Annotated in this window: 24 protein-coding genes; 14 read left to right on the top strand and 10 right to left on the bottom strand. The window is 63.6% G+C overall.

The annotated features are described in order from the left end of the window. Positions 1–804: 804 nt before the first annotated feature. Positions 805–1,599 (bottom strand): YoaK family protein, encoded by a 795-nt coding sequence (locus tag AC1DVU_RS02670; protein WP_476920877.1) that lies wholly within the window; start codon positions 1,597–1,599, stop codon positions 805–807. Positions 1,600–2,174: 575 nt separating this feature from the next. Here AC1DVU_RS02670 and AC1DVU_RS02665 point away from each other — a divergent pair. The 6 genes from AC1DVU_RS02665 to AC1DVU_RS02640 all read left to right on the top strand — a co-directional run bounded on the left by AC1DVU_RS02665 (position 2,175) and on the right by AC1DVU_RS02640 (position 8,521). Beyond that, a complete protein-coding gene (locus AC1DVU_RS02665; RefSeq protein ID WP_476920876.1) occupies positions 2,175–3,488 on the top strand; it encodes an ABC transporter substrate-binding protein in 1,314 nt (437 codons plus the stop codon). Then, positions 3,485–4,258 carry an ABC transporter ATP-binding protein gene (locus AC1DVU_RS02660; RefSeq protein ID WP_476920875.1) on the top strand — a complete coding sequence of 258 codons (774 nt, stop codon included), beginning with the start codon at positions 3,485–3,487 and terminating at the stop codon, positions 4,256–4,258. The genes AC1DVU_RS02665 and AC1DVU_RS02660 overlap by 4 nt, the downstream gene beginning before the upstream one ends. Next, on the top strand, positions 4,224–4,985 hold the full coding sequence (locus AC1DVU_RS02655) for an ABC transporter ATP-binding protein (RefSeq protein ID WP_476920874.1): 762 nt from the start codon (positions 4,224–4,226) through the stop codon (positions 4,983–4,985). Before AC1DVU_RS02660 ends, AC1DVU_RS02655 begins: the two co-directional genes overlap by 35 nt. Further along, on the top strand, positions 4,982–5,854 hold the full coding sequence (locus AC1DVU_RS02650) for a branched-chain amino acid ABC transporter permease (protein WP_476920873.1): 873 nt from the start codon (positions 4,982–4,984) through the stop codon (positions 5,852–5,854). The genes AC1DVU_RS02655 and AC1DVU_RS02650 overlap by 4 nt, the downstream gene beginning before the upstream one ends. A 119-nt stretch (positions 5,855–5,973) precedes the next feature. Next, positions 5,974–6,930 carry a branched-chain amino acid ABC transporter permease gene (locus tag AC1DVU_RS02645; protein WP_476920872.1) on the top strand — a complete coding sequence of 319 codons (957 nt, stop codon included), beginning with the start codon at positions 5,974–5,976 and terminating at the stop codon, positions 6,928–6,930. 127 nt (positions 6,931–7,057) lie between these two features. After that, a complete protein-coding gene (locus AC1DVU_RS02640; RefSeq protein WP_476920871.1) occupies positions 7,058–8,521 on the top strand; it encodes a gamma-glutamyltransferase family protein in 1,464 nt (487 codons plus the stop codon). A gap of 189 nt (positions 8,522–8,710) precedes the next feature. Here AC1DVU_RS02640 and AC1DVU_RS02635 read toward each other — a convergent pair whose 3' ends face one another. Together AC1DVU_RS02635 and AC1DVU_RS02630 are read right to left on the bottom strand one after the other, a co-directional pair. Beyond that, complete coding sequence (locus AC1DVU_RS02635; RefSeq protein WP_476920870.1) at positions 8,711–9,145, bottom strand: hypothetical protein; 435 nt, start codon at positions 9,143–9,145, stop codon at positions 8,711–8,713. Positions 9,146–9,174: 29 nt separating this feature from the next. Continuing rightward, positions 9,175–9,912 (bottom strand): hypothetical protein, encoded by a 738-nt coding sequence (locus tag AC1DVU_RS02630; protein WP_476920869.1) that lies wholly within the window; start codon positions 9,910–9,912, stop codon positions 9,175–9,177. A gap of 338 nt (positions 9,913–10,250) precedes the next feature. On the opposite strand from AC1DVU_RS02630, the gene AC1DVU_RS02625 reads away from it, so the two are divergent. From AC1DVU_RS02625 to AC1DVU_RS02615, 3 genes are all read left to right on the top strand, one after another. Beyond that, positions 10,251–10,757: an SRPBCC family protein gene (locus AC1DVU_RS02625; RefSeq protein ID WP_476920868.1), complete on the top strand. Its 507-nt coding sequence runs from the start codon at positions 10,251–10,253 to the stop codon at positions 10,755–10,757. Positions 10,758–10,917: 160 nt separating this feature from the next. After that, on the top strand, positions 10,918–12,117 hold the full coding sequence (mftD, locus tag AC1DVU_RS02620; RefSeq protein ID WP_476920867.1) for a pre-mycofactocin synthase MftD: 1,200 nt from the start codon (positions 10,918–10,920) through the stop codon (positions 12,115–12,117). A gap of 81 nt (positions 12,118–12,198) precedes the next feature. Next, the gene (locus AC1DVU_RS02615) at positions 12,199–12,843 is read left to right on the top strand and encodes an MBL fold metallo-hydrolase (RefSeq protein WP_476920866.1); all 645 of its coding nucleotides are present in this window, start codon (positions 12,199–12,201) and stop codon (positions 12,841–12,843) included. A gap of 32 nt (positions 12,844–12,875) precedes the next feature. Here the strand turns inward: AC1DVU_RS02615 and AC1DVU_RS02610 are convergent, their stop codons facing one another. Further along, a complete protein-coding gene (locus tag AC1DVU_RS02610) occupies positions 12,876–13,562 on the bottom strand; it encodes a GntR family transcriptional regulator (protein ID WP_476920865.1) in 687 nt (228 codons plus the stop codon). A gap of 451 nt (positions 13,563–14,013) precedes the next feature. Continuing rightward, a complete protein-coding gene (locus tag AC1DVU_RS02605; protein WP_476920864.1) occupies positions 14,014–15,258 on the bottom strand; it encodes an acyl-CoA dehydrogenase family protein in 1,245 nt (414 codons plus the stop codon). A 475-nt stretch (positions 15,259–15,733) separates the two neighbouring features. On the opposite strand from AC1DVU_RS02605, the gene AC1DVU_RS02600 reads away from it, so the two are divergent. Then, a complete protein-coding gene (locus AC1DVU_RS02600; RefSeq protein WP_476920863.1) occupies positions 15,734–16,270 on the top strand; it encodes a flavin reductase family protein in 537 nt (178 codons plus the stop codon). A 7-nt stretch (positions 16,271–16,277) separates the two neighbouring features. Here AC1DVU_RS02600 and AC1DVU_RS02595 read toward each other — a convergent pair whose 3' ends face one another. Continuing rightward, a complete protein-coding gene (locus AC1DVU_RS02595) occupies positions 16,278–16,937 on the bottom strand; it encodes a helix-turn-helix domain-containing protein (protein ID WP_476920862.1) in 660 nt (219 codons plus the stop codon). Between the two features lie 307 nt (positions 16,938–17,244). Between AC1DVU_RS02595 and AC1DVU_RS02590 the strand changes: the two genes are divergently transcribed. The 4 genes from AC1DVU_RS02590 (at position 17,245) to AC1DVU_RS02575 (ending at position 21,772) form a co-directional block, all read left to right on the top strand. Then, positions 17,245–18,165 (top strand): N-acyl homoserine lactonase family protein, encoded by a 921-nt coding sequence (locus tag AC1DVU_RS02590; protein ID WP_476920861.1) that lies wholly within the window; start codon positions 17,245–17,247, stop codon positions 18,163–18,165. 63 nt (positions 18,166–18,228) lie between these two features. Continuing rightward, the gene (locus AC1DVU_RS02585; protein WP_476920860.1) at positions 18,229–19,434 is read left to right on the top strand and encodes an acyl-CoA dehydrogenase family protein; all 1,206 of its coding nucleotides are present in this window, start codon (positions 18,229–18,231) and stop codon (positions 19,432–19,434) included. A 98-nt stretch (positions 19,435–19,532) separates the two neighbouring features. Then, entirely contained in the window at positions 19,533–20,468 is a 936-nt protein-coding gene (locus AC1DVU_RS02580) for an NAD(P)-dependent oxidoreductase (protein WP_476920859.1), read from the top strand. Continuing rightward, complete coding sequence (locus AC1DVU_RS02575) at positions 20,465–21,772, top strand: M24 family metallopeptidase (protein ID WP_476920858.1); 1,308 nt, start codon at positions 20,465–20,467, stop codon at positions 21,770–21,772. Before AC1DVU_RS02580 ends, AC1DVU_RS02575 begins: the two co-directional genes overlap by 4 nt. A gap of 70 nt (positions 21,773–21,842) precedes the next feature. On the opposite strand, the gene AC1DVU_RS02570 is transcribed toward AC1DVU_RS02575, so the two are convergent. The 4 genes from AC1DVU_RS02570 to AC1DVU_RS02555 all read right to left on the bottom strand — a co-directional run bounded on the left by AC1DVU_RS02570 (position 21,843) and on the right by AC1DVU_RS02555 (position 24,937). Beyond that, positions 21,843–22,229, bottom strand: coding sequence for a RidA family protein (locus AC1DVU_RS02570; RefSeq protein ID WP_476920857.1), 387 nt, complete (start codon positions 22,227–22,229; stop codon positions 21,843–21,845). A gap of 64 nt (positions 22,230–22,293) precedes the next feature. Next, positions 22,294–23,670, bottom strand: coding sequence for an NADP-dependent succinic semialdehyde dehydrogenase (locus AC1DVU_RS02565; RefSeq protein WP_476920856.1), 1,377 nt, complete (start codon positions 23,668–23,670; stop codon positions 22,294–22,296). Then, complete coding sequence (locus AC1DVU_RS02560; protein WP_476920855.1) at positions 23,667–24,410, bottom strand: GntR family transcriptional regulator; 744 nt, start codon at positions 24,408–24,410, stop codon at positions 23,667–23,669. The genes AC1DVU_RS02565 and AC1DVU_RS02560 overlap by 4 nt, the downstream gene beginning before the upstream one ends. Further along, positions 24,407–24,937 carry a VOC family protein gene (locus AC1DVU_RS02555; protein ID WP_476920854.1) on the bottom strand — a complete coding sequence of 177 codons (531 nt, stop codon included), beginning with the start codon at positions 24,935–24,937 and terminating at the stop codon, positions 24,407–24,409. Before AC1DVU_RS02555 ends, AC1DVU_RS02560 begins: the two co-directional genes overlap by 4 nt. Between the last annotated feature and the right edge of the window lie 38 nt (positions 24,938–24,975).

Raw genomic sequence — 24,975 nt, 5'->3', positions numbered from 1 at the left:
CAAGACTGATCAGATCACAACCGTAGGACGCGATACATGACGTCAACCTCCAAGTTGCACCATCCCGGGGACTCCAAGCCCGGAACGACGCACAAGTATGGGTGCAACCCATGACGACGGTCGCGTCGATTCAGCCCGTAGTGCCGCGCCATGAGTCGGTGACAACACCCGCCTCGGTTCATTTGCGTAGGCCGATGTCGCCTCGGACGCTGTGTGGTCTCTGGTCTGTGGATTGGCGGGTGTTGTGGGAGACAACGACGCACGTACTGGCCGAGCGGACGTGCCTGGACTGCCGAGCCGACGCCGCTGTGAGAATTTCCGCCCATCGAATGACCGATGAGCACGACAGGTCGGGCAGGTGATTCCTGGATGACGGTCTCGCCGATCGTCCTCAAATGTGACTCGGTCGCGTTGCCTGCGGGCGTCGACCGCCTCTGTGAACTCGCGGGCTTTGGGCAACCGCGACTACAGGTCGAAAAGGTCGGCGGCACGCGTAAGTCTCGAATGGGTAGACCAGCCGACTTCAGTCGTCGACTCTCGTCATGATGACGTGACCCGCGGCGCACCCCCACGGCGAGATCAACGGCTCTGCAGCCACAGATGCAACTGAAATGACAGGCAAGATTCAATCTTGAGTCACGTGTCATGAGGATGTCGCGGGTTCGCCTCCTGTCGGAGGCTCAGGGAACGGCAGGCATGCCCAGTCGGCATGGTCCACGGCGCGGCGAATCCGGGCGACGATATTTCACGGTTCGGCGCCGTCCGGTCCGGAGGAGGAAGGAGAGTTCGTCGGCCGGCACGACTTCAAGGGCTTCGCCGATGACGCCTTTTCGTCCTAGATGACGGGCGGATCGAGAACTTGCCTGCCAAGTGCTGATCTCTCAGGATTTCGGCGGGGTCGTCCCTGACTGTTCGCACGAGCAGAAGGACCAGGAGGATTGGCCCGAACTGGAGCGCAGGGATCGCGGCAGGCGCCGAAGAGTGGACGACCGCTGCCGCCCCGCCGCCGCACACCACGCTGACCAGGATCTGGGCGCTCGACACCCAATTGCTGGGGTGGCGTCCCGCAGCTAGCGCAGACATGACCGATGTCAGCGTGCCGGTCATGTACGTCGTACTCAGGCCTCGGATGCCGAATCGGAGTATCGCGCTGCTTTGCACGCCCAGAGCCAGTGCGTCGACAGCCAGCAATACAAGTCGCGTCTCCGCGCCGGGGGTGGCGTCAGTGAACCACCAAACGACAGAGAAGCCCAGAAGAAGCAGGAGCTCCACGCAGAGCGCCACACTCACAGCGCGCGGCCAGCACGCATCTCCCGGTCGTGGTGAGCCGGCGATCCGGGCTCCGACGAAGGCTCCTGCCATGAAAGCGCAGATTGCTATGAACGCCCTGGCAGCCGCGTCCTGGTCCCCGGTCGCCAGGCCAGCCCCCAGAAAGATCATGTTGCCGGTCATCACGCTCGTGAAGACGCCGCCGAGGGCAACCAGCCCCACAGCGTCGATGGCGCCACTCGTAAAGGCGAGAAGAAGTAGGAGACAGTGACGTCGTCGGGCATATTTCATGGTCGTCGCGACGACTTCGACGGTGGGTGACGAGCCCATCAGCCACGCTCCTCGGGGGGGCCGGGTGCGGAGGGATCGACGACCTTCACAGGTCCAGTTACGGGTCGCACAGTCCGGTCGCTCAGGTGCGTCACGACGGTCTCCTTCGGTGATCAAGCTTTTCGTGTCCCACGGGACTCAGCTTCTTCACTCCGCCGTGCATTGGAGCTCGGTGGGTGAAAAGGGCGGTACGTCGTTTGCTGACGGCCGTCGTTCCGCCCGGGCGATGCAAGCAGACGTCGTCACCAGCGGTCGGCCCGTGATGCTCGACGAGTCGCCCGACGCTCTCAAGCATATCCAACATGGATCCAATTGGCCGAATGTTTATGGATCCAATTTGTGAGCATTCCTTGACAATGCCGGGTCTAGCAGGCAAAACTTCCAACCTCGGGGTTGGTGAGCAGAATCCCCTAATGGCTGATTGGAGCCAACGTGAGCCCTTTCGCGCAATGCATGCTCAGCATCGCAACGACGGACGGCGAGTCTTTTCTCCGCGAACACGCATACCTTCCAGTCGTGATGGCTGCTGAACCGACTCGTCGAGAGCACGCACGCAGGTTCCTGAAGGAAAACCGATGAAGAAGAGCACAAGGGAACACCTCAACCCGGCCGACAAGCCCAGAACTCCGGAGACATCTATGCACTCGCTGAATCCATTCCGACCCGCCCGCATCGCTATCGCAGGTCTCGCCGTGCTCATCGCCGTGGCCTTGACCGGGTGCGTCTCGACCAACGATGAGCCGGGGGGTGGGGCGAAGGCGGATTCCGGCGGTCGCGCCTGCAAGGGCGGCGAGGTGAAGATCGGCAGCACGATGTCGGCCACCGGATTCATGTCAGTGGTCGACGCACCTGCCCTGGGGATGGCGAAGATCGCGATCGACAGGGTCAACAAGAACGGCGGCGTCCTCGGCTGCAAGATCAAGCTGGTTTCGGTAGACGGCGAGAGCAACTCCGACAAGGAAGCCCAGATCGCAACCGACCTGATCGGCAAGGGCGTCAAAATGCTGCTCGTCACCTGCGATTACGACATCACCGCCAAGGCGTCACAGATCGCTCAGCAGGCTGGCGTCCTGGTGATCTCCCCGTGCCTCGGCGACACGATCATGGGGCCGAAGTCTGGACTGACGCTTGGCTTCTCCATGGGTTCGGCCGTGCCTGGGGAAGCAGCAATCATGGCGGAGTACGCCTTCAAGACCTTCGGACCGAAGGCTGCGCTCTTCCGAGACATGTCGCTCAAGTACACCCAAAACCAGTGCAAGGCCTTCCAGACTCGCTGGAAGGAACTTGGCGGCACCATCGTTGCAGATCCTCAGTTCAACCAGACGCCGCAGGCCTCCCTCGCCGCACCTGTTTCGGCACAGGTCAACGAGATCAAGGGTGCGCAGCCCGATGTGATCGCCCTGTGCTCGTACCCGGGAGGCGGCGCCGAGGCATTGGCCGCCCTGCGCAAGTCGGGCGACAACACCCCAGTGATCTCCGGATTCGCGATGGATGGCGCCTACTGGCTCGGGGCCGTCCCGAACCTGTCGAACTTCTACGACGTCACATACGCCTCGGTGTTTGGCGACGACCCGAACGTGAAGATCCAGAAGCTGTTGAAGGAGTACAAGGCGAAGACGGGAGAGAATGCCGTGACCAGCAGCCCCTTGACCGGCGCGTCGTCGATCGAGGCATTCGCGAAGGCTGCGGAGGACGCGAAGAGCTTCGATGGTGCTGCGCTGGCCAAGGCCTTGGAGTCGTTCAAGGACGTCGAGCTCTCGGTCGGTTCCACCTCGTTCTCGCCGCAGCTGCACATCAACGTCACCCGACCCATGGCGATTCTCGAGGTCAAGAACGGCAAGCACAAGTTCCTGACCTACCAAGCCGCCCAGAAGCCGGTTGGCGAGTGACGGTCGATCAGCGGCTCGCCGCCACCGGGATCGAGAAGTCCTTCGGCGCCCTGCGGGTGCTCGACGGCGTCTCGATCTCGGTGGCGCGCGGTGAGGCGGTGGGTTTGCTTGGCCCCAACGGTGCGGGCAAGAGCACGCTGGTGAACATCCTGTCGGGCTACGAGCAAGCCGACGGGGGGGCAGTTGCCCTGGATGGCCACGCCCTCGATCGGCTATCCGCTGCAGGTCGAGCGCGGGCGGGCCTCGCGAGAACCTTTCAATCGGCCCGGCTGTTTTCCGGACTCAGCGTGGCAGAGAACGCCGCACTCGGTGCGCTCGGGGTCGGAGCGAGCCCGCGCGAAGCAGCGCGGCGTGCCGGGGTGGCTCTCGACATGCTCGGGCTGGCGCACGTGGCATCACACGGCTCGGCCGGTCTCCCGCATGGTCTGGCGCGACTCACAGGCTTGGCGCGCGCCATCACGGCTCAACCTCGCTACCTGGTGATGGACGAGCCCGCGGCTGGGCTCAACGAGCACGAGGTTCCGGCACTGCTTGACGCACTCGACAACGTACGTGAGCGAGTGGGCTGCGGCATGCTGCTTATCGAGCACAATGTCTCACTGGTCGCACGGGCTTGCTCCCGAGTTGTCGTGCTCGCGGCCGGCTCACTGATCTTCGACGGCTCACCTCATGCCGCCACGGAGGATCCCGCTGTTCGCAGCGCCTACCTTGGGGACGCGACGCTTGGCGCCGTGGGTGCAGACCAAGGCGCAGGTGAAGCACGTGGATAGCGACAGTCTTCTCGCGGTCAGCGGCCTGACGGCTGGCTACTCGGGTCTAGCCGTCGTGTTCGATGCGGATCTCATTGTTGAACCGGGGGAGATGGTGGGCATCGTCGGGCCGAACGGTGCGGGCAAGTCCACCTTGCTGGGTGCGATCGGGGGCGCCGTGAAAGCTACGGGGGGCGAGGTGCGACTACGGGGAACGAACGTTGTCGGGATGAAGCCCGAGACCATCGTCCGCCGGGGGTTGGCGCTGGTCCCCGAAGGTAGACACATCTTCACAGATCTCACAGTCGCCGAGAACCTGCGGCTTGGCCTGACCGCGCGCCGGGACAAAAGCACGCGGGCCCGGGCCGTGGCGGCGATGGCGGACCTCTTCCCCGTTTTGGAGACTCACGCGGACCACAAGGCCGGGCATCTGAGCGGTGGCCAGCAGCAACAGTTGGCCATAGCGCGTGCTTTGGTCGCTGAGCCCGACGTCATCATGCTCGACGAGCCCAGTCTCGGTCTCGCGCCAACAGTCGTCCGAGACGTCTTCGACGTGATGGCCGACATCCGCGCCCGGGGCACGGCGATCGTCGTCGTCGAACAGCGCGCCCACTTGGTCATCGGCACTGCCACTCGGACCCACGTGCTCCGCGAGGGGCGCATCCGCGACACCCTCACGCCGGCCGAGGAGAACGATGAAGCCCGACTGGCCCATGCCTACTTCGGAACGGAGTTGTCGACCCCATGATTCAGGTCATCATCGACGCCCTCAGCAATGGCGGTCTGTACGCACTTGCTGCCCTCGGTGTCGGACTCGTGTTCGGTGTGATGCGGCTGGTCAACTTCGCACACGGCGAACTAATCACATGTTCTGCGTATCTCCTTGTTGTTTGCCTACCGTGGGGGCTCTTTCCTGCGATCGCTATATCCCTGGCAGCGGGGACGGCGCTCGCTCTGCTGCTCGAGCTTGGCGTCTTCTCGAGGCTGCGAGGCGCGGACCCTGGGGTCTTGCTGATTGCGAGCTTCGGTGTCAGCGTACTGCTCCAACGAGCCTACGAGACGATCTATGGTGCGTTCCCGCGCTCAGGACAGGCCGCAGCGTGGTTGTCAGACGTGTGGAACGTGGGCGGGACGGAGGTTTCTCGGGGCAGTGTCGTGACAGTCGTGCTGACCTTGGCACTGCTCGGTGGCATGAAGCTTGCTGTCGAGCACACCTCGGTCGGGCTCCAACTGCGCGCTGCTTCGAGCGACTTCAAGACCGCACAGCTTCTGGGCGTCCGATCGAGCCGTGTGATTGCGGCGGCATTTGCGGCGAGTGGGCTGCTCGCCGCGGTGGTCGCGTTCATCGTCTTCACGCAGCGAGGTCAGGTCGAACCCTTGTTTGGCGTCAACATCACCATTCTTGCCCTTGTGGGCACGGTGATCGGCGGACTTGGCAGTCTGATGGGTTCTGCCGTCGGCGGCATGGCAGTGGGTGCGACGATCAGCATTCTCAGCAACGTGCTCGGCGATGACCGGACCTATACCTACTCCGTGCTTTTCCTGCTGGTGATCGTGGTCCTGCTCGTCAAACCCAGTGGGATCTTTGGGCAGGCCACCTTGAAGGAGCGTGTGTGATGTCGGCAGAAGCGACCCTGCGAGTTGACCCCGTGCGAAACGCAATTGCGCCCGATCCTCATCTGAGTGGGGTCACTCGGTGGAGGTGGGCGGAAGTCCTCGGCCCCATTGTTCTGCTCGTGGCCGTCACTTACGCCTGCGCCTTCGTCTCCACCGGCATGACGTTCATGGTCGAGGGTGCCCTTGCGTTGCTGGTCATGGTCCTCGCCCTCCAGATCTTTGTCGGCAACAGTGGTGTTTTGTCCTTCGGGCACGGCTCTTTCGCGCTCCTCGGCGGCTTCACCTCCGGGCTGTTGACCATGCCGAGCCTCATCAAGGCCAATGCGCTTGATGGTCTCGCGCCCGCGCTCCAGCACGCCCACGCCAGCATGGTCATGGGGATCGGTGCCGGGATCGTGGTCGCGGCCGTGGTCGCGTGTGTGATCGGCGCGTTCCTGATGCGCCTGCAAGGCCTGGCGGCGGGTATCGCGACCTTCGCGGTCCTCATGGTGACCGACAACATCTTCTTCAACTCCCGAGCGCTCGGTCCGGGCCCGCAGGTGATGCCACAGATCCCACGGTTCCCGGCGCTCGAGGTTTCGTTGGCCCTCGCGGCCGCCTCGATCGTCGTTGCGTACGGCGCTGGGGTTTGCCGCGCCGGCAGGCTAATGCGGGCGTCACGTGAGGACTTCCTGGCGGCGCAGGCCCTGGGCGTCTCCATCTGGCGGCTGCGCCTGTTGTTCTTCGTGCTCTCCGGAGCGATGGCTGGACTGGCCGGGGCCATGTACGCCCACCACTCTGCGGCGGCCAGTGCTCGCGACTATTACCTGCAGTTCACGTTCCTGACTCTCGGCATGCTCATCATCGGCGGGAGCGGGAGCGTGTGGGGTGCCGTCGTCGGCTGCGCCGTGGTCACAGGGCTCTCCCAGGTGCTGCTCCACCTCGAACAAGGTTTACAGATCGGCAATCTGATCATCACGATTCCTGACGGTGTCAGCGGCATGGTCATCGCGGGCGCTCTCGTGGTCGTCTTGCTCTGGCGCTCGACCGGTCTCACCGGGGGCCGCGAGTTTCGGCTCCCCCGTTTGGGTCGCTGAACTGGATGAGGCTCTCGCCACACGAACTGAGTGATCGCGCACTCGGGCGGTCATCCACCTATAGACGCCCACAAGAAGCCCAACCCGCCGACAATGCCGAGCAACTCAGGACTGATTCGACGTGAAAATGGATGCCCGAACCCTCGACCAGATGGCGTTTCGCTTCTCTCCAGGTCGCGGGCCCGCCGTTGCCGGGTCGGCCATGGCTGCCACGAGCCAGCCTTCGGCCACCTTGGCTGCCCTGGACGTCCTGCGGCGTGGTGGAAACGCTGTAGACGCTGCGATTTCGGCTGCCGCAGTCCTCTGCGTCGCCGAACCGTATGCCACCGGCATCGGCGGTGACGCCTTTGCGCTTGTGCACACCAACGGCGAGTGTTACGCGATGGACGCAGCGGGTCCAGCGCCCATGGACGCACCGCGTACACCCGTGCCGTCGGCCGGTGCCAACTCTGCAGTAGTTCCGGGGGCAGTAGCTGGTTGGCAGGCCTTGAGTGATCGCTTCGGTCGGTGGGCCCTCGATACGTGCCTGGCGTACTCGATCGACGCAGCCACGAACGGGGTAGCCGCGGGCTTCCATGCCTCGCACTTTTGGAAGACTTTCGACCGCGCACCCGCTTCCTTCGGGCGACCCCCCAGAGTCGGAGAGGTGTTCAAGCTTCCCGAGCTCGCGGGATCGATGCGTGCTATCGCTGAAGGAGGAGCGGCGTCCTTCTACACTGGCGCGATCGCTCGAGCAATGTGCGATGCGAGTTGGCTGGAAGAGGAGGACCTTTCCGCCTATGCCGGCGCGAAGTGGGTCGAACCTATGAGGGTCCGCTATCGAGGCGTTGACGTCATTGAACTTCCACCGCCGACCCAAGGGATCGCCGCGCTTGAAGGGCTCGCGCTTCTCAACACCGTGGAACCTAGTCTCGCCAACACCGTTCATTGTGTCGGTCTCGCGTTGGAGGACGCCAGGCGCCTGACGCGCGATGGCGCGGATGTCTCAGAGCTGCTCACCGACGAGTACCTCGCCAAGCGGATCCAGGATCAACCCAAGTTGCGAGCGGAGTTGGCCGGCGGCACCACCTACCTTTGCGTCGTGGACGACGATGGAATGGCAGTGTCCTTCATCCAGAGCCTGTTCGAGCCTTTCGGGTCTGGTGTCGTCGCCCCCGGAACGGGAATCTTGCTCAACAACAGAGCCAAGTGCTTCAGCGTCGGGGGAGAGGTCGTTCCAGGACGGCGCCCGTACCACACGATCATCCCCGCCATGTTGCAGGAAGGCCAAACACTGATCGGGACGTTCGGTGTCGTTGGTGGCTTCATCCAGGCCCAGGCCCACGTACAGCTGGTGTCCGCCCTAGTGGACGACCGGCTTGACCCGCAGGCGGCGCTTGATCGGCCCCGATTCCGCACAGAAGACGACGGCCGGCTGCATCTCGAGGAAGGCCTGTGGAGTCGGTCCGACGAGCTCACAACGGCGGGATTCGAGACCGTTCTCGACGCGGAGCGGGTCTGGTTTGGCGGGGGACAGGCCATCTTGGTCGAGGACGGACGAATCCTGGGTGGCTCTGATCCCCGCATGGATGGGTTCGCTGCCGGGTTGTGAGTGACCGTGTGCCATGCAGGCGATAGCGCGGCGCCGAGCGATCGTCCGATCTTGATGGACGTCCTGCGCCTCGTCAACGTTCTTTCCCACGTGGTACGAGTGGAGGGCTCCTTCGAGGCGGCCCGCTCGTGAGACAGTGCGGTCCTCAAAAGAGCCCTCCTTTGTCGACCCCGACGCAGGGGACGGGTGTCAGCTCACAAAGTCCCGAGGATCCAATGCCGCCGCAAGCGGCGAGAGCGCCTCCACGCAATGGCGGTAGGCGAGGCACAACGGCACCAGTAGCACCGCAGTGCTGGTGGATCGCGCCTCGATCTTCGCGACCAGTTGCGGCATTTCGCCAAGCACCTGTAGTGCCGACTCGAGCGGCAGCTCGGCGAGTGACACGGCAATCGCCCGGCTACTGGATGCTGGGTTCGACACCGCGATGGGTCCGGCCTCAGCCGCGGCCTGGAGACCAGAACGTGTCCTTCCCAGCGTTTCCACAATCGCTTGCGACTGCTTGGCGACATCCCCCAAATCCTCATCGCCGCCCCCGGTCGAAAGCCGTTCGATGAGCGTATCGAGTTGCTGAAGATCACCTAGTAGCTGCTTCGAATATGCTCTGATGTCGATCGTCGATGGCATCGAATACTCCTAAGATTTTGATTTGGGAATCAGTAGGGCGTTGGCTCTCCGAAGAAGGCCAGGTACTCGGCCCACTCCAGCTCTGCGCGTGAAAGTCCGGCGGCGTTCTCGGAGAAGACGGCTGCCGCGGCGTCCAACGTCCATGCCGCCGAGAGGACCAACTTGCCTGACGCCGCGCGATTTGCACGGATTGCGCCCGGCGTGAAGTCGACCTTCCCCAAGTATTCGAGAGCCACGAGCAGCAAGCGGCCAGCCATCGATCGCTGCTTCGCGCTTACCAGAGTGGCGGAGGCGATCGATATCCACGGCCACGCATCGGGAGTAGCGGGATCGAGCAACACGACGTCCGACTCCCAGGTCATCCTCATGATGTCGGTGAGCCACTGTCCCTTGTTCGAGAACCGTGTTCCCTCTGACTTCAGCTTCTCCTTGAGCGTGTGGATCTCGTCCGGCTCGCCAACGCCTTCCATGAACAAGATGCCCGCACCCGCGATCGCGCTCAGCGGATTGAGGTCCGAGCAACCAGCCGCGCCGAAGCGCGGGTCGGAGATGTCGAATGATGCAGTACGTGGGGGTTCCTCTGGCCGCTGCCAGTAGTCGCCGAAGACCTTGAGGCGATCCGCCTCCCGGCTGATGTCGGCTGCAACCTCGAGCATCGTGGTCGAGTTGAACCGCGTGTGCTCGCGGTGATGCAGTGCGACATTGTGCCTTGCCGCGTGTAGTGCCGAATCCTCACTGGTAGGGATGTCGTGCTCGTTCGGTGCCATTGCAACTCCTTTCGGCGTTCGATCAACGCATGTCTGTTTTCGGACGCTCGTACGTACGACGCTCTGGTTAGAGCAAAGCGCCGTCGGTCGGACGCCGGTCAGGGCTGCCGCCTCTGGTGGGCCGCCCAGCCTTTACGGCGGCCGTCCGGCGTGGTCCAGAAACGTAAGCTCTACTGTGAATGTATCCAAACATCAACAATACGGTTGATGATTAATCTTGTCGAGGGCTTGACACCCCGCGATACAGGCGTAAGACTTCCCGCCAAGCCAGCCCCGGCAGAGTTCGCTGAACTCTAAATGGATCCAAAATCGTGTAGGCCTCACTTTAGGAGAAGTGCATGTCCAACGGCGACCCAACCGCAGGCGCCCCCCACGTTGCCCCAATCGGGAGCATCGCTGAGCCCCGAGCGGTCGCCGACCTCGATGGTGGGTTCATCTTGGCGGCGGTGGAGATCGACGCCGAACCAGAACGGGTGTTCTCGGCGCTGACGTCGGAAGCTGTGACGTCGTGGTTGGTGCGACCGGGCGTTTGGGACACTCGGACCTGGGAGGGCGACGTGCGCCCAGGTGGCGAGTGGGCCACGAGTGGAGATTCTGCCAGGGGTCCCTACGGAATCACGGGCACTTACCGGGTCGTCGAGGCACCCCGTCTTATCGCGCAGACATGGCAGATGATCGGAACGCCAGAGGTCGATTCCGTAGTCGAATACGTCCTGTCGCCGGTCGATGCCGGCACGCGGCTGACGCTTCGTCACACAGGATTCCTCGGCGCCGAGCAGTGCGCTCGAAATTGCCTCGGCTGGGAGACCAGCCTTGCCGCCCTCCGTGCACTTTTCAAGCATTAACGCCGAGAAAGCTCATGGCTTTCCGTTCTGTTAGAGCACGGCGCCAACCAGGCGCATCGGGGTCGGCGGCGGGACCAGGCCGTCACCTAGTCACACGGGAAGAGGACGCCGGACATTCTCGGCGCCGTCCTGAACTATTTGAGGAAAGCGAGGATGGTGCATGAGCCTGTTCAAGCATAGGCCGATCGAAAGTGTCGGCGAGGCGCAACGCCGGGCGAAGAAGGTGTTGCCGAAAGATGTGTATTCCGCGCTCCAGGGCGGAAGTGACTCTGGAGCCACGATGCGGGGCAACCTCTCGGCATTCGAACAGATCGGCATGATTCCGCGTGTCGGTGCAGAGCTGGCGACGACCCCGGACCTGAAGACGTCTTTCATGGGTCAGACCATCGATCTGCCTGTCGTGATCGCACCAGCGGCCGCGTTTGCCATGCATCCCGATGGGGAGCTGGCAGTGGCGCGGGCCGCGAAGCGCGCCGGCACCGCAGCCGGTCTGAGCATGGTCGCCTCCATGCCGGTCGAGGACGTGCAGCGAGAAAATCCGAACACGTTCCAGCACGTATATCTGTCCGGAGACCGCGACACGGTCGCGGGGCGCGTGGAGCGATTCCGTCGAGCCGGTGTGAAGGGGCTGATCCTCACCATGGATCTCTCCGGGGCTCGCGTCGCTTTCAATCCACGCGACTGGGGATCGCCCGTCTATCCGGATGGTCTGGACCTCAAGACGATCATCAGATATGCGCCGATGGCGCTTGGGAATCCGCGTTGGTTTCTTCGTTATGTTCGTCGTGGCAGGGCGCCAGGTCTGAGCGCTCCCAACATGAGCAACAGCGACGGGGTGGCGCCGACGCTGGTCGGTGCATTGATCGAATGGATGAGTACACCAGGTCCGACCTGGGACGACGCTGCCTGGCTGCGCGAGTTGTGGGATGGGCCCTTCATGGTGAAGGGAATCGTGACCCCGGACGATGCACGACGTGCCATTGATATTGGGGCGACGGCGATCGGAGTGTCCAATCATGGAGGCAACAATCTGGACACTACCCCCTCGCCGCTGAGATTCCTGCCGGCGGTTGTCGACGCAGCGGGCGACCAGGCCGAGATCACGTTCGACAGCGGTGTTCGTCGCGGAACAGATGTGATCAAGGCCCTCGCCCTGGGCGCCCGATCAGTCCTGATCGGTCGGCCATGGTTCTACGGCCTGTCAGCGGATGGGGAACGCGGTGTCTACGAAGTCCTGGACTCCTTCCGGATCACCATCGAGCGCGCGTTGGTCGGTCTCGGGAAGTCATCGATCCATGATGTGAGCATCGACGATCTCGTGATCCCGGACGGATTCTTCCTCAACCGGGAACTCAGCTGATCCTTCGGAGGGGCCAGGTGCGGCCCCTGCCAATCTCAATTGAAAGGGGCCCCGCCGGCGATCATCGCCGGCGACGACAACATGGCTAAGACCGTCACAAAGTTCGGGCATGCGTGTGTGCGCATTGACGATGGCGACCGGGCAGTTGTCATCGATCCGGGACCCTGGTCTGAACCCGAGCGAGCGCTCGACGGCGTTCGTGCAGTTCTCATCACCCACGAGCATTTTGACCACCTCGACGTGGACACGGTTATGACCGCGGCTTCTCGTGATCCTGAGCTGCTGATCTGGGCTCCGCCGGCCGTTGCAGAACAACTCGCGCCTCTCGGCGACCGGATTGTTCCGGTTCAACCGGGCGCGGAGTTCGACGCTGGCGGCTTTCATGTATCCGCCTACGGTGGGCAACACGAGATCATTCACCGCTCGATTCCGGTCATCGAGAACGTCGCCTATTGGGTCGAAGGGGTCTATCATCCTGGCGACTCGTTTACGGTGCCGACGCGGCAGGTCAGCCTGCTCTGTGTCCCGATTCAGGCGCCGTGGTCAACGACGGGACAGGTCATCGACTTCACGATCGCAGTCGGGGCACCTCGAGCATTTCAGATTCACGAATACATGCTGACCGATTTCGGGCGAGATTTCTGCGAGCGGCGAATTTCAGCGGCAGTCGAGCCGTACGGCATCGATTTTTTCCACATCGACTCGCTGAGCGCGGTTGAGGTTTGAGCCGCGGCGGATGGCTCGCAGGGCCCCGATCTTCAGGTGTCTCGGGAAGGCCTCGGGGTCTGAAAGACTTCGGGATGCTCAGCGAGACCACGTCGGGTTCGGCGGACGTGTCCTTCTAATGCCCGCTCGGCGCCTTCGAGGTCGCCAGCGCGCAACGATGCGACTATCATGTGATGCTCGTCGTGCACCACGCGGCGCGACCTCGCGTCCAGGCTGATCGAGTAGGCCCGCCTGTAATGCTGGGTCGTGTTCCACAGGCGGGTGACCAGATCGCCGAGTAAGCCGGTCTCTGCGGTGCTGTACGAGAGCAGGTGGAACTCGCGGTCCAGGCGGAGGAATTCTTCCAGATCGGACGAGGCCTCCATTCGGCTTGCCAATTCTTCCAGCGCGTGAAGCTCTTCCTCGCCCAGACCAGGAGCGGCATATCGGAGAAGGAGTGGTTCTACGCGCTCGCGGATTTGGTAGATCTCCTCGCATTCGCTCAGGCTGAGGTGAGCGACCCACGCTCCAGTGTTGGCGACGAGCGTCACGAGTCCGTCAGCTTCGAGGATTCGGAGCGCTTCACGTACAGGTACGCGACTCGCCCCTAATCGAGCCGCAATCTCCTCCTGGCGGATCCGTGCGCCGGGAGGCATCCGGCCCCGCAAGATCTCGTCGCGCATGGCGTCGGCGACGCGTCGGCTCGCCGTGCCGTGCGCGCCGGGCGCTGTCGTCGTCATCGGACCTCACTAGTCGTCGTTGATCGCCCGCTCGGCCCAAATGCCGGACAGCGACATCCACCTTGGTCGACTTCCTGTGGACAGGAGACTACCTGCGGCGACAGAGAGCAACAGGTGGGACGCGCACTACTCCTCGCTACGAGTCCGCACACTCGCCGGTGCGCCGGCTAGCGCCTTGGCTGGTCACCTTCAGTGACGGGATCTTCTCCCTCAGGATCGTCCAGTTCCAAAATGACGCCATGAGCGTACGCCCAGGCAGTGACTGCATCCATGGTGGACCCTTTCTGAAGCTATCGATCTGATCAAGATCGCACGCGACCCGGGGTGGTTCAACTGGCAGCGTCCGGTCGTCGGGTGTTGCCGCCGAGGCCGAACGGGCCAGGGCCCCTTGTCAGATGACGAGGGGCCCTGGTAGCGGCGATGCGAGATCTCGAGACCAGCACAAGACGCACTAGAACGGCTGGACCGGATCCTCGTTGCCGAAGAGCACCTTGCCGTACACCTCGGCGCCCATTTCGGGGAACACCAAGGCGTGGCGGCTGGCCGTCTCGCTGTTGCGCCAGATCTGTTGAAGGGGGTTCACTGCCGCAAAGCTGAACGCGCCGTTAATGCTGAGGCAGCGGTTGATGGCCGTGCGGCAGAGAAGCGCTGCCTGACCGTTGTCCATGCGCGTGCGAGCGCGCTCTTCGACCGTCAGCTTCCTGCGGTCGATTGCTGCCTTGTCGATCGCCGCGCAGCTTCTGGCCGCGAGGAGGTGCGCCTGATCGACCTCCGACTGCGCCTTCGCGAGCTCGATCTGGTGAACCGCGGAATCCTTGGCGTGCTTGAAAACTGTGTAGGTCACCGGCTTCTCGCCAGACGCGCGCGTCAGGTCGATGGCTGCGCGGGCCATCCCGATCTGTGCCGAGCTGAGAATGATCTCCGCCACTGGCACAAATGAAGCGTGATAGTTGTCCTCTTCGGCCCACTCGCGACCGTACTCCTCCGCAGCGAGATCGCCGATGAGCTCGATGCGGTGTTCAGGGATGAAGACGTCGTCGGCCACGACTGTGTTCGACCCCGTTGCTCGCATACCTGCGACGAACCACGTGTCCTGGATGGAAAGGTCGCTGCGGGGGATCAGCACGAGCGAGTTGATGGGTAGCCCGTTCTCGTCCTCACCGGTGCGGACCGGAACGATAGCCCAGTCCGCGTGCAAGGAACCGGACGAGTAGCCCCACTGGCCGGTAACCCGGATGCCCCCGTCCACGTGTTCCACCTTCTTGGTGGAGTTGGCTTGGACGAACGGTCCGCCAGGAGACAAGACCGCGGATACGCTCGCCTGCGGGTTGGCGCCGAAGACATCCTCCTGGGCCTGGTCAGAGAAGAGCGTCACGAACCAGGTCGACGAGTTCAACAGTGCAGACACCCAGCCTGTCGCACCGTCTGCGCGTGCCACCTCCGCGACCGTGTCGATAAAGGTGCGGAAGTTGGCTCCATAGCCGCCCCAGCGACGCGGAATCGAGATGTGAAGCAGTCCCGCATCCTTCATCGCTGTGATCACCTCTTCGGCGACACGTCGATCGTCCTCGCCTTGCTGTGCAAACTGACGGATCAGCGGCTGCAGCGCTTGCGCCTTTGCCACGATCGCCGGGTCGGGACCCGGTGCGCCAAAAAATGCATCCATGATCTGCGATTCCTGCACTGCACTGCTCACTGTCCGACTCTCCTCACTCGTTCCGCAATCGATTGCGGGACCTAGCGACTGACAATACAGCATCCTCGTCCCACCGGCGTGGTTTGCGCAGGACTATTTCGGTGCTGCGCGTAGCCCGTTCGGCCCGTTGGCCGCGAAAGCTGGGCTTCGTGGACCGAGAGCCAGGCCTGCTGCGGAGTGCGTAGAGCTGAGGTGCTTGTGCGGTGCGCCCAGGCGTCAGGGGGTTTGGATTGACGAACTGAGGTTAGAGCTGGGGATCGAACGCGGCGTTCTACAATCGGTTGTGCGCGATCCCACGATGGCGCTTGGCAAGCTGGCTGGGAAGTTGCTCCAGACCCTTGACGAGCGCCGTGAGTTGAGTCACGATGGATAGATATTCAGTGAAACTGAAGTGCAATCGATCAGCAACGCGCAGTTTGCAGGGTGCGGCGAACGCTGCCACCACGGGTGGTGGCTCGACAGGATGGAGAACCGCGTGAACACCGAAGCGACGAATCCGGGAATCTCGACCGACGAGTTCAAGACGGCCTTCCGCAACTACCCGGCGGGAGTGGCTGTCCTCACGGCCGTCGCCGACGGTGAGCACGTGGCCATGACGGTCAGCTCATTGTTCTCAATCAGCGCCACGCCGCCCTTGGTCGGATTCTCCGTGTCCGACATGTCGTCCACCGCAGGAGTGTTCAATCGGGCGGAGTCTGTGATCATTCACATGGTCGACGCGGATAGCCTGTGGCTAGCCAAGCTCGGAGCGATGAGCGGTGCTGCCCGGTTCGCGAATGCCGAGCAGTGGTCCGTGCTCAGCACCGGCGAACGCTACTTCCCAGCCGCGCCGATTGTGGTTCGTGCGGCTGTCGTTGACAGGCTCCGGGCCGGTGGCTCCACTCTGTGTGTCGCAGAGGCTATGGACCTGGTGAAGTACAGGGCTGTCGACGAGCTCGCGGCCCTGTCGCCTGTGGTCTATCACGACCGCACATGGCATCGGCTCGATGTGAATTCCGCACTCGCCGGCTGAGCAGACCTCACCAGTCCTCGTGAGAGTCCAGCACCCGTAGGACGTCAGCGAGAGAACCGATCTGGGTTGAGTTCACCGTCGGCGTCGGCGAATTGGCGGCCGCGTGCAGAACCAGCCAGATGCCATCGGCGTCCTGGTCGCTGTCGTTGACATAGACATGGGGCCTGGACCTGTCAAAGAACACGGAGTCCCCAGTCTCCAGGACGTGCGATTCGAAGCCGATTCTGAGTGTGAGAGTGCCCGACAGGATGATGCCGAACTCGAGTCCAGGCGCGGCCACCAAGGCCCTATCCAGCGAGCTCGCTGTGCCTGGGCCGTAAGTGATGCGGAGGGGTTCGAGTCCGAGGTCTGGCCGGCGAGCTAGACGCTCCCACCGGACGCCGCCCGCCATGACGATCGAAGGATTGTCCGCCTGACGTTGGACCACCACAGCTGGCTCGTCCTGCGGCGCATTCCGTGCGCCGATGCCGAGCAACTCATCGACCGAGAGATCGAGCCGTGTTGCCAGTTGATAGAGGGTGTTGAGTGACGGAAGGACCTTGTCGGTCTCGATCTGGGAGAGAAGGCTCGACGTCACACCCATGGAGTCGGCTAGCGTGCGGAGGGTCATGCCGTGCGCTTCGCGGGCGGCCCGCAGGCGGGCACCGATCGCCGCATGTCCTTTCACGATTTCGTACCTCCCTCCGGCCTCGTGATCGTTCCGCTCGGTGCGGAACGTGTGCGCCCGACCACCGTAGTGCCTGAGGGCGCGTGGGCGGGGCAACGCGGTTCCCCGCCTAGGCGGGGATGATCTAGAGGCTCCGCGACCCTTGACGCATCGTTTAACCAGCCCTACCGTAGCAATCGATTGCATGCTCTGGTTTCGGGCTTGAGGCGCCGCTAGCGCCTGTCATTCCCGGTGACGCTGGGCACGTGATCGTTTGGACAAACCATTGCGACCCGCGCCACAACCCATCACGAGAAGGACCACTGCCATGGACGATCTCAGCACCAGCAATCACAGTGCTCGCACCGACTATTCGATTTACTCGCTCGAGTTCTGCCATGCGGACATGCCCCACGACTTCTTCGGCGGGTCGGGCGTCTTCAGCAACCAGGGGTACATCCGCATACCCATGCTGTACACCCTGATCGTGGGAGGAGAGGTCGGCGGCAAGGAGCACGTGGCCCTCATCGACTGCGGATTCCGCGACGACTACTGGCTTGAGAAATATCCGTTCGTCGACTGGGAAAGCCCCAAGGATGTGCTGGCACGTGTCGGCTACACACCCGAGGACATTGAAGTCATCCTGGTCTCGCACATGCACTTCGACCACATGGGCAACTTCGAGGCGTTCCCGAACGCCCAGCTGTACGTCCAGCGCGATGAGTTCACGGGTTGGTCGTCGGCCGTCGAGATCGCGAACAACATGACCACCGAGGCAGAGAAGGAGTGGATCTTCTCGTCGTTCGATCCGACTGACCTGGTGCGGGCGGCAAGCGGTCTGGCTGACGGGCGCATCAAGTTCGTGGACGGAGACACCGAGCTGCTTCCCGGCGTCACCGCGCGTTTGGCGCGCGATTCGCATACGTTCGGCTCCCAGTGGTTCAAGATCGAAACCGAGAACGGGCCCTTCGTCGCTGCAGGCGACACGGTGTACTGGTACTCGAATATCGAGGGCATGCGGGCGCCTGGATACGTCCAGGGCAACTCCTTCAATCTGGTTCATCTGTACCAGCAGCTCATGGTGGAGCTGAAGCGAGAGACCAATCGCATCATCCCCGGCCACGACCCCGACATCATGAACCGCCACACGTCGTGGTTGACCGAACGCGGACATGCCATCACCGAGGTGAACCTGCGTACGATCGACGCCTCTCGCGCGCCGCTGGGTGCGCCGCGACTGCTCGGATGAGAGTGGGGCGATGATCTAGTTCAACCTGGTGTCCGCCCGCCCCTTGCGAAGAGGATGCATCCCATGAGTACACGAATCGCACTGCCCGCCGAGATCGTCGAGGTCGTCGAGAAGGTTCGCGAGCTTGCTCCGCTCCTGGTCAGGTGTGGACCGGACGGCGAGCTCGGCCGCCGCATTCCCGTCGAGGCGTTCGATGCGCTCGTGCAGACCGGGGCTTTTCGGACGTCTGTGCCGACGCGTTTCGGCGGGCTCGCCGGCAACCTGCGGGCATCCGTGGCAGTCGCGAGTGAGATCGGACGCGGAGACGGAGGCGCGGCCTGGGTCTACGGCATCCTGAGCTCAGGGGCATGGGTGCTGAGCCTCATGTCCCTGCAGGCGCAGGAGGACGTCTGGGGTGAGGGTCCCGATCAGCTGATCTCCATCGTCATGGCCATGACGTCTCGGGCGGCCAAAGAGGACGGGGGTTACCGGGTCTCGGGCAAGTGGACCTACGGAACCGGCTCGCACCACGCGCACTGGTCCCTGCTGGGGGTCCCGATCGAGGACGCGGCCGGCAACGTGGTCGACACCGCCCTGGCGCTCATCCCTGCAGCAGACCTCTCTATAGAGGAGACCTGGTTCGTGGCCGGCATGAAGTCGACGGGCAGCAACACGCAGGTCGCGAACGACGTGTTCGTGCCCGAGCACCGGATCTTCCCCCTGACGGCCGCGATCGAGGGTCGTTACCCGGGCAGTGGGGTCAACCCGGAGGCCCCCTACGGTACGGCGTTCGTCCCCGCCCTTGCGCTCCAACTCGTGGGGCCGCACTTGGGAATGGGCCATGCGGTGATTGATCTCGTCTCGGAGAGGGCGGCGAACAAGGGCATCGCCTACACCGGCTACGAACGACAGGCCGACTCGGTGGCCGTGCAGCTCGCGATCGGGAAGGCCGCCGTCCTGGTCGAGTCGGCCGAGCTCGTCGCCATCGGTCTCGCCGACCGCCTGAACGAGGCGGCCGAGCGGGGCGAGTACCCGAGCTATGCCGAGCGCGTCTCTATGCGAGCCCATATCGGCCACGCCGTCGACAACGTGACGCAAGCCGTCGACATGCTGGTCAGCGCGCACGGCTCGGGCGCATTCGCCGACGCCAACCCCATCCAGCGGTACTGGCGCGACCAGGCGACCGCGGCCCGCCACGCCCACCTGCTGCCTGCGACCGGATTTGAGGCGCACGGCAAGGTGTTGGTCGGCCTGGAAGGGGAGGCGCGCGCCTTCCTTCCTGTTCTCTGACAGCCACTGATCCTGTCGCCTGCCTTGAGCAGCGCACACGCAAAACGCTACACTGCAATCGATTGCTTCAACTCAACATGTATGGAAGAGAGTCGCAGATGACCGCCAAGCCCACCGTTGGATGGATCGGTGCCGGACGCATGGGATATCAATTGGCCAAGCGCCTGTTGGATGCCGGCTACGAAGTCGCCGTGTACAACCGCACACGGTCCAAGGCCGAGCCCCTGACGGAGTTCGGAGCCACGGTGGTGGACTACCCCGTCGATCTGGCTGATCGCGACATCGTGTTCAGCATGGTGTCGGCGTCGAAGGACCTGCACCAGGTGATGCTGGGTGAGAGCGGGCTGTTCTCGAACCCCGACCGCGCGCCGAAGATTGTCGGCGACGCCTCGACCGTGTCCGTCGATGTCAGCGAGGAGGTTCGTGCCGCTGCAGACGCGCGCGGCACTGGGTTCTTGGCCACGCCGGTCTCGGGCAATCCCAAAGTCATCGCGGCCGGCAAGCTCACCGTCGTGGCGTCCGGTCCCAAGGATGTCTTCGACGTTGTTCAGCCGCTGCTGGCGACCTGGGGACGGGGGGTCACGTACGCCGGCGAGGGTGAGGTCGCTCGCGTCGTCAAGATTGCCCACAACGTCTTCCTCGGTGTCGTCACGCAGTCGTTGGCCGAGATCACAGTTCTCGCTGAGAAGGCGGGCGTGCGGAGGCAGGACTTCCTGGAGTTTCTCAACGACTCCGTGATGGGTTCGGTCTACACACGCTACAAGACGCCCGCCTTGGTCAATCTGGACTTCGCGCCGACGTTCACCAGCGTGCTGCTCCAGAAGGACTTCGACCTCGGCCTGCACGCTGCTGACGACCTGGGCGTCGTCATGCCGGTCGCTTCCGTCGTTCGCAACCTGGTCGCCCAGGAGGCCGGCAGCGGCAACACTGAGCAGGATTTCGCATCGCTGCTTCTGACGGTCGCCAAGGGCTCGGGCCTCGAGCTGGCGTCCGAGAATGCCGCCGTGAGCGACGGGCTCGAGGAAGCTCGATGATGTTCGACCGTGAAGAGGCGCCCGGGAGGCCACGTTTCGAGCGTCCAACCGAACGTCCGGCAGACCGGCGGCCCATCGGCGCTCCTGGTCAGAACAGCGTCGACTACGAGCAACGCGTCGACTTCGACCGGCTGCGTGCGTACCGGCTTGGCAGGGCCAAGGCTGCACTCGAGGCGAGCGACTGTGGTGCGTTCCTGCTTTTCGACTTCTACAACATCCGCTACACGACGCAGACGTGGATCGGTGGCGCGCTCGGTGACAAGATGATCCGCTACGCCCTGCTGATCCGTGGCCAGGACCCCATCTTGTGGGACTTCGGTTCAGCGGTTCGGCACCACCAGCTGTACTCCGACTGGGTCCCCGAAGAGAACTATCGCGCTGGTTTTCTGGGTTTCCGAGGAGCCGTCGACCCGGAGGGCGGTGGCCTCATGGTGGACGCGGTCGCAGAGATCGTCTCACTCCTGCGCGCCGCAGGTGTCGCCGACGCACCCATCGGCGTCGACATCGTCGAGCCGCCGTTCATGTTCGAGCTACAGCGGCAGGGATTGCGAGTGGTCGACGCGCAGCAGCGGATGCTCGATGCCCGCGTCATCAAGAACCAGGACGAGATCATGCTGCTCAACCAGGCGGCCGCGATGGTCGACGGTGTCTATCAGGACATCGTCGACGCGCTGAAGCCTGGCGTGCGCGAGAGTGAGATCGTCGCCCTCGCCAACAAGCGTCTCTACGAGTACGGCAGCGATCAGGTCGAGGCTGTCAACGCGATCTCCGGTGAGCGGTGCAACCCGCACCCGCACAACTTCACCGACCGCATCATCCGTCCCGGCGATCAAGCCTTCTTCGACGTCATCCACTCCTACAACGGATATCGAACCTGCTACTACCGCACGTTCGGCGTGGGCTGGGCGACCAACAGCCAGCGTGACGCCTATGCGCAGGCGCGCGAATGGATGGACCGGGCACTTGACGCCATCCGGCCTGGGGTGGGCAGCGACCAGGTTGCAGCGGTCCTGCCGAAGGCCGAGGAGTTCGGGTTCGACAACGAGCTCGCGGCATTCGGTCTCCAGTTCGCCCACGGTCTCGGTCTGGGCCTGCACGAACGACCGATCATCTCGCGGTTGAACTCGATGCGCGATCCGGTCGAGCTCGAGGTGGGGATGGTATTCGCCATGGAAACCTATTGCCCGGCGTCAGACGGGACCTCAGCCGCTCGTATCGAGGAGGAGGTCGTCGTCACCGACTATGGCATCGAGGTGCTGACGAAGTTCCCGGCTCAGGAGCTGTTCGTGGCCAACCCGTACTGAGACTCGGCAGACGAAGAAGCGCTCGGTCCCTCGTGAGACTCACGAGGGACCGAGCGCTTTGTGAACCAGATCAGATGGCCGCGATGGCGTCGATCTCGATGGTCGAGTCGTTGAAGAGCCACTGGACGCCGATGACAGTGCTGGCCGGGACCCGCTCGGTGTCGATGATGGTGTCGCGCACTCGGCGATAGGTCATGAGCTTGTCCTGATCGAGATTTGCCACGTACACGTTGACCCTCGCCAGGTCCGAAAAGGTTGCCCCGCCGTCCTTCAGAGCCCTCTCGACCTCACGCAGCGTCAGCTCGACGGCACGGGCGAAATCGCTCGGGACCGATCCGTCGTCCTCGAAGCCGACGGCTCCCGAGACGAAAAGGAGGTCGCCGGCGGTGACCTTGACGCTGTCGGAGATGCCCGGGATGACGGGGGCGGGATTGCGGGTGATGCGGTCGTTGCTCATGTGTATCTCCTGTTCGGGTCGCCGTATGGCGACCTTGGGTGGGTTGGAAACTGCAGGCGGGGTCTCAGCCCTTCCAGACGCTCTTGACGTTGCAGAACTCGCGGATGCCTTCGGCGGACAGCTCGCGTCCCACTCCTGAGTCCTTGACCCCGCCGAAGGGGAGCTCGGGGTACGACACGGACATCCCGTTGACGAACACGGCACCGGCCTGGATGCCGTTGACGAAACGCTGGGTGTCGGCTGGGTCGGTCGTCCACACGGCCGAGCTCAGGCCGAACGTCGAGTCGTTCGCCACGCGCAGCGCGTGGTCGATGTCGTCGACGCGGTAGACGGTCGCGACGGGACCGAAGGCTTCTTCTGCGTAGAGGCGCATGTCGGGCGTGACGTCGGTGAGGACTGTCGGCGGGTAGAACCATCCGTCGCCGCCAGGTCCGGAATTGCCGACGTGGGCCTTTGCGCCCTTCTCGAGTGCGTCGTCGACGAGGTCGTGGAGCTCGCTCAAGCCGCCCTTGGTGGCGATAGGGCCGACGTCGGTGGATGCATCGGCAGGGTCCCCGACCGTCAGGGCGGACATGGCCTCGGCGAACTGTGAGACGAAGTCGTCGTACACATCGGTGTGGACGATGAATCGCTTCGCGTTGATGCAGGCCTGACCATTGTTGGTCGTCCGTGCGACGACTGCCGTCCTGACTGCCGCGCCCAGGTCTGCACTCGGCATCACGACGAACGGATCGGAGCCGCCCAGTTCGAGGACGACGTGCTTGACCTCGGATCCGGCGATGGCTGCGACGGATCGACCGGCTGGCTCCGAGCCTGTGAGGGTCACGGCGACGACGCGGTGGTCGCGGATGACGCGCTCGACCTGCGACGCCGGGATGAGCAGGGAATGGAACGCTCCCCTCGGGAAGCCGGCCCGCTCGAAGAGCGTGTCGAGGTAGAGCGCGGCCTGGGGAACGTTCGACGCGTGCTTGAGCAGAGCGGTGTTGCCAGCCATCAGAGCGGGCGCTGCGAATCGGATGACCTGCCAGATGGGATAGTTCCACGGCATGATGGCCAGGACTGCGCCGATGGGCTGGTACTGGACATACGCCTCACTCGCGCCGACCGCGGACGGATCGTCCAGGGTCCGCCCCGAGAGCATCGCTTCTGCATGGTCGGCGTAGAAGCGCATGGCCTTGGCCGACTTGAGCACTTCGGCGCGGGCCTGTGCCAAAGGCTTGCCCATCTCGAGCGTGATGACGGACGACAGCTCTTCGACGTCGCCTTCGAGTAGGTGGGCCGCGACCCTCATCCAGTCACTGCGCGCGGCGAAGTCGGTGGACGCGAGGGCATGGAAAGCCGCGTCGGCGGCGGCGATACGCGCCTCGACCTCATCGGGCGTGTGTGCGGCGAACTCTCGTTCGACCGCACCTGTTGCCGGATTGGTAGTGGTGATGCTCATGAGTTTCCCCTCGGTGAAGGATCGCGCGACGGTCCGCGCGAGTCGGTGACGTCGAAGACGTCCGGGTGGTGCGAGAGCTGGCGGCGCGTGCGACGGATGTGACTACCCAGGATGCGTTCGGCCTCTTGGGTGTCGCCGTCCTTGAGTGACGCGAGCATGAGGTGGTGCTCCTCGATCGCGATCCGGTGTGACTCCGGACTCCAGTGCGAGACGTAGGCGCGTCGATACGGAGCGGTCGTGTTCCACAGCTTCTGGATGAGCTCGCCCAGCTGCGCGGTTTGAGCACCGGCGTAAGTCGCCAGGTGGAACTCCCGATCGAGTCGCAGGAACGCATCGACGTCGGGCCCGACCACGCTGATCTGTTCGGCCAACGTCTGCAGCCTGTCTATGTCGTCCGTGCCGAGTGAGCGTGCGCTGATTCCGAGGAGGAGGGGTTCGAGGCGTTCGCGCATCTGGTAGACCTCCTCGCACTCGGCGAGGGTCAGTTGTGACACCCACGCACCGCTGTTGGCGACGACGGTGACCAGCCCCTCGTACTCCAGTTGACGAATGGCCTCTCGCACAGGGACGCGGCTGGCACCGAACCGTTCAGCAAGGTCTTCTTGTCGGATACGGATGCCGGGCGCGAACTCGCCCGAGATGATCCCGTCGCGGATGGACTGTGCGATGCGCAGTCCAGCATCCCCGTCGCGGGTGCGTCGAGCGTGGGTATGCGGGGCATCCTCAGGAATCGTCGTCATGTCGTGCTGCCGCCGGGATGCCACAGGCGGACTTCGGTTGCGCGTTCGTATGCCTTGCCCTGCGGATAGCTCACCAACTCGAACTGCAGACCCCATGGGGCGCGGAAGTACACCCAGCGCTGTCCTGCAGAGGCGTCCTGACTGGCCGTAGGCTCTCCCATGATCTCGACGTCGTGGGCTCGAAGATAGGCCACTGCTTCATCAAGGTCATCCACGTACAGGGCGAGATGATGGCCGCCGAGATCGCTGTTGCGTGGCTGAGACGCCTGACCGTCAGCAGCCTCGTATTCGAACACCTCGAGGTTGCCGCCGTTCCCCAGCCGGTAGAAGCGGATGTGCTTGATCGTGGTCCTTGGATGTACACCCATCTGGCGAGTCATCCAGTCGTCGTTCGCATTCTTGCCGGGAAGCGTATAGACGGGGACGGCACCCAGGACGCGAACGAGGAAGCTTTCTGCTTCCTCGATGTCAGGAACAGTGATGCCGAAATGGTCGACCCCTCTGAGTCCCGGCAGTGACGAGGTCATCCTCGTCCCACCTCCTTCGATTGGATGCAGTCGGTCCG

It is taken from the genome of Aeromicrobium sp. P2_G6 (assembly GCF_056403535.1).
Note: the sequence above shows the minus strand (reverse complement) of the source record. Positions and strands in the feature narration are given on the sequence as shown.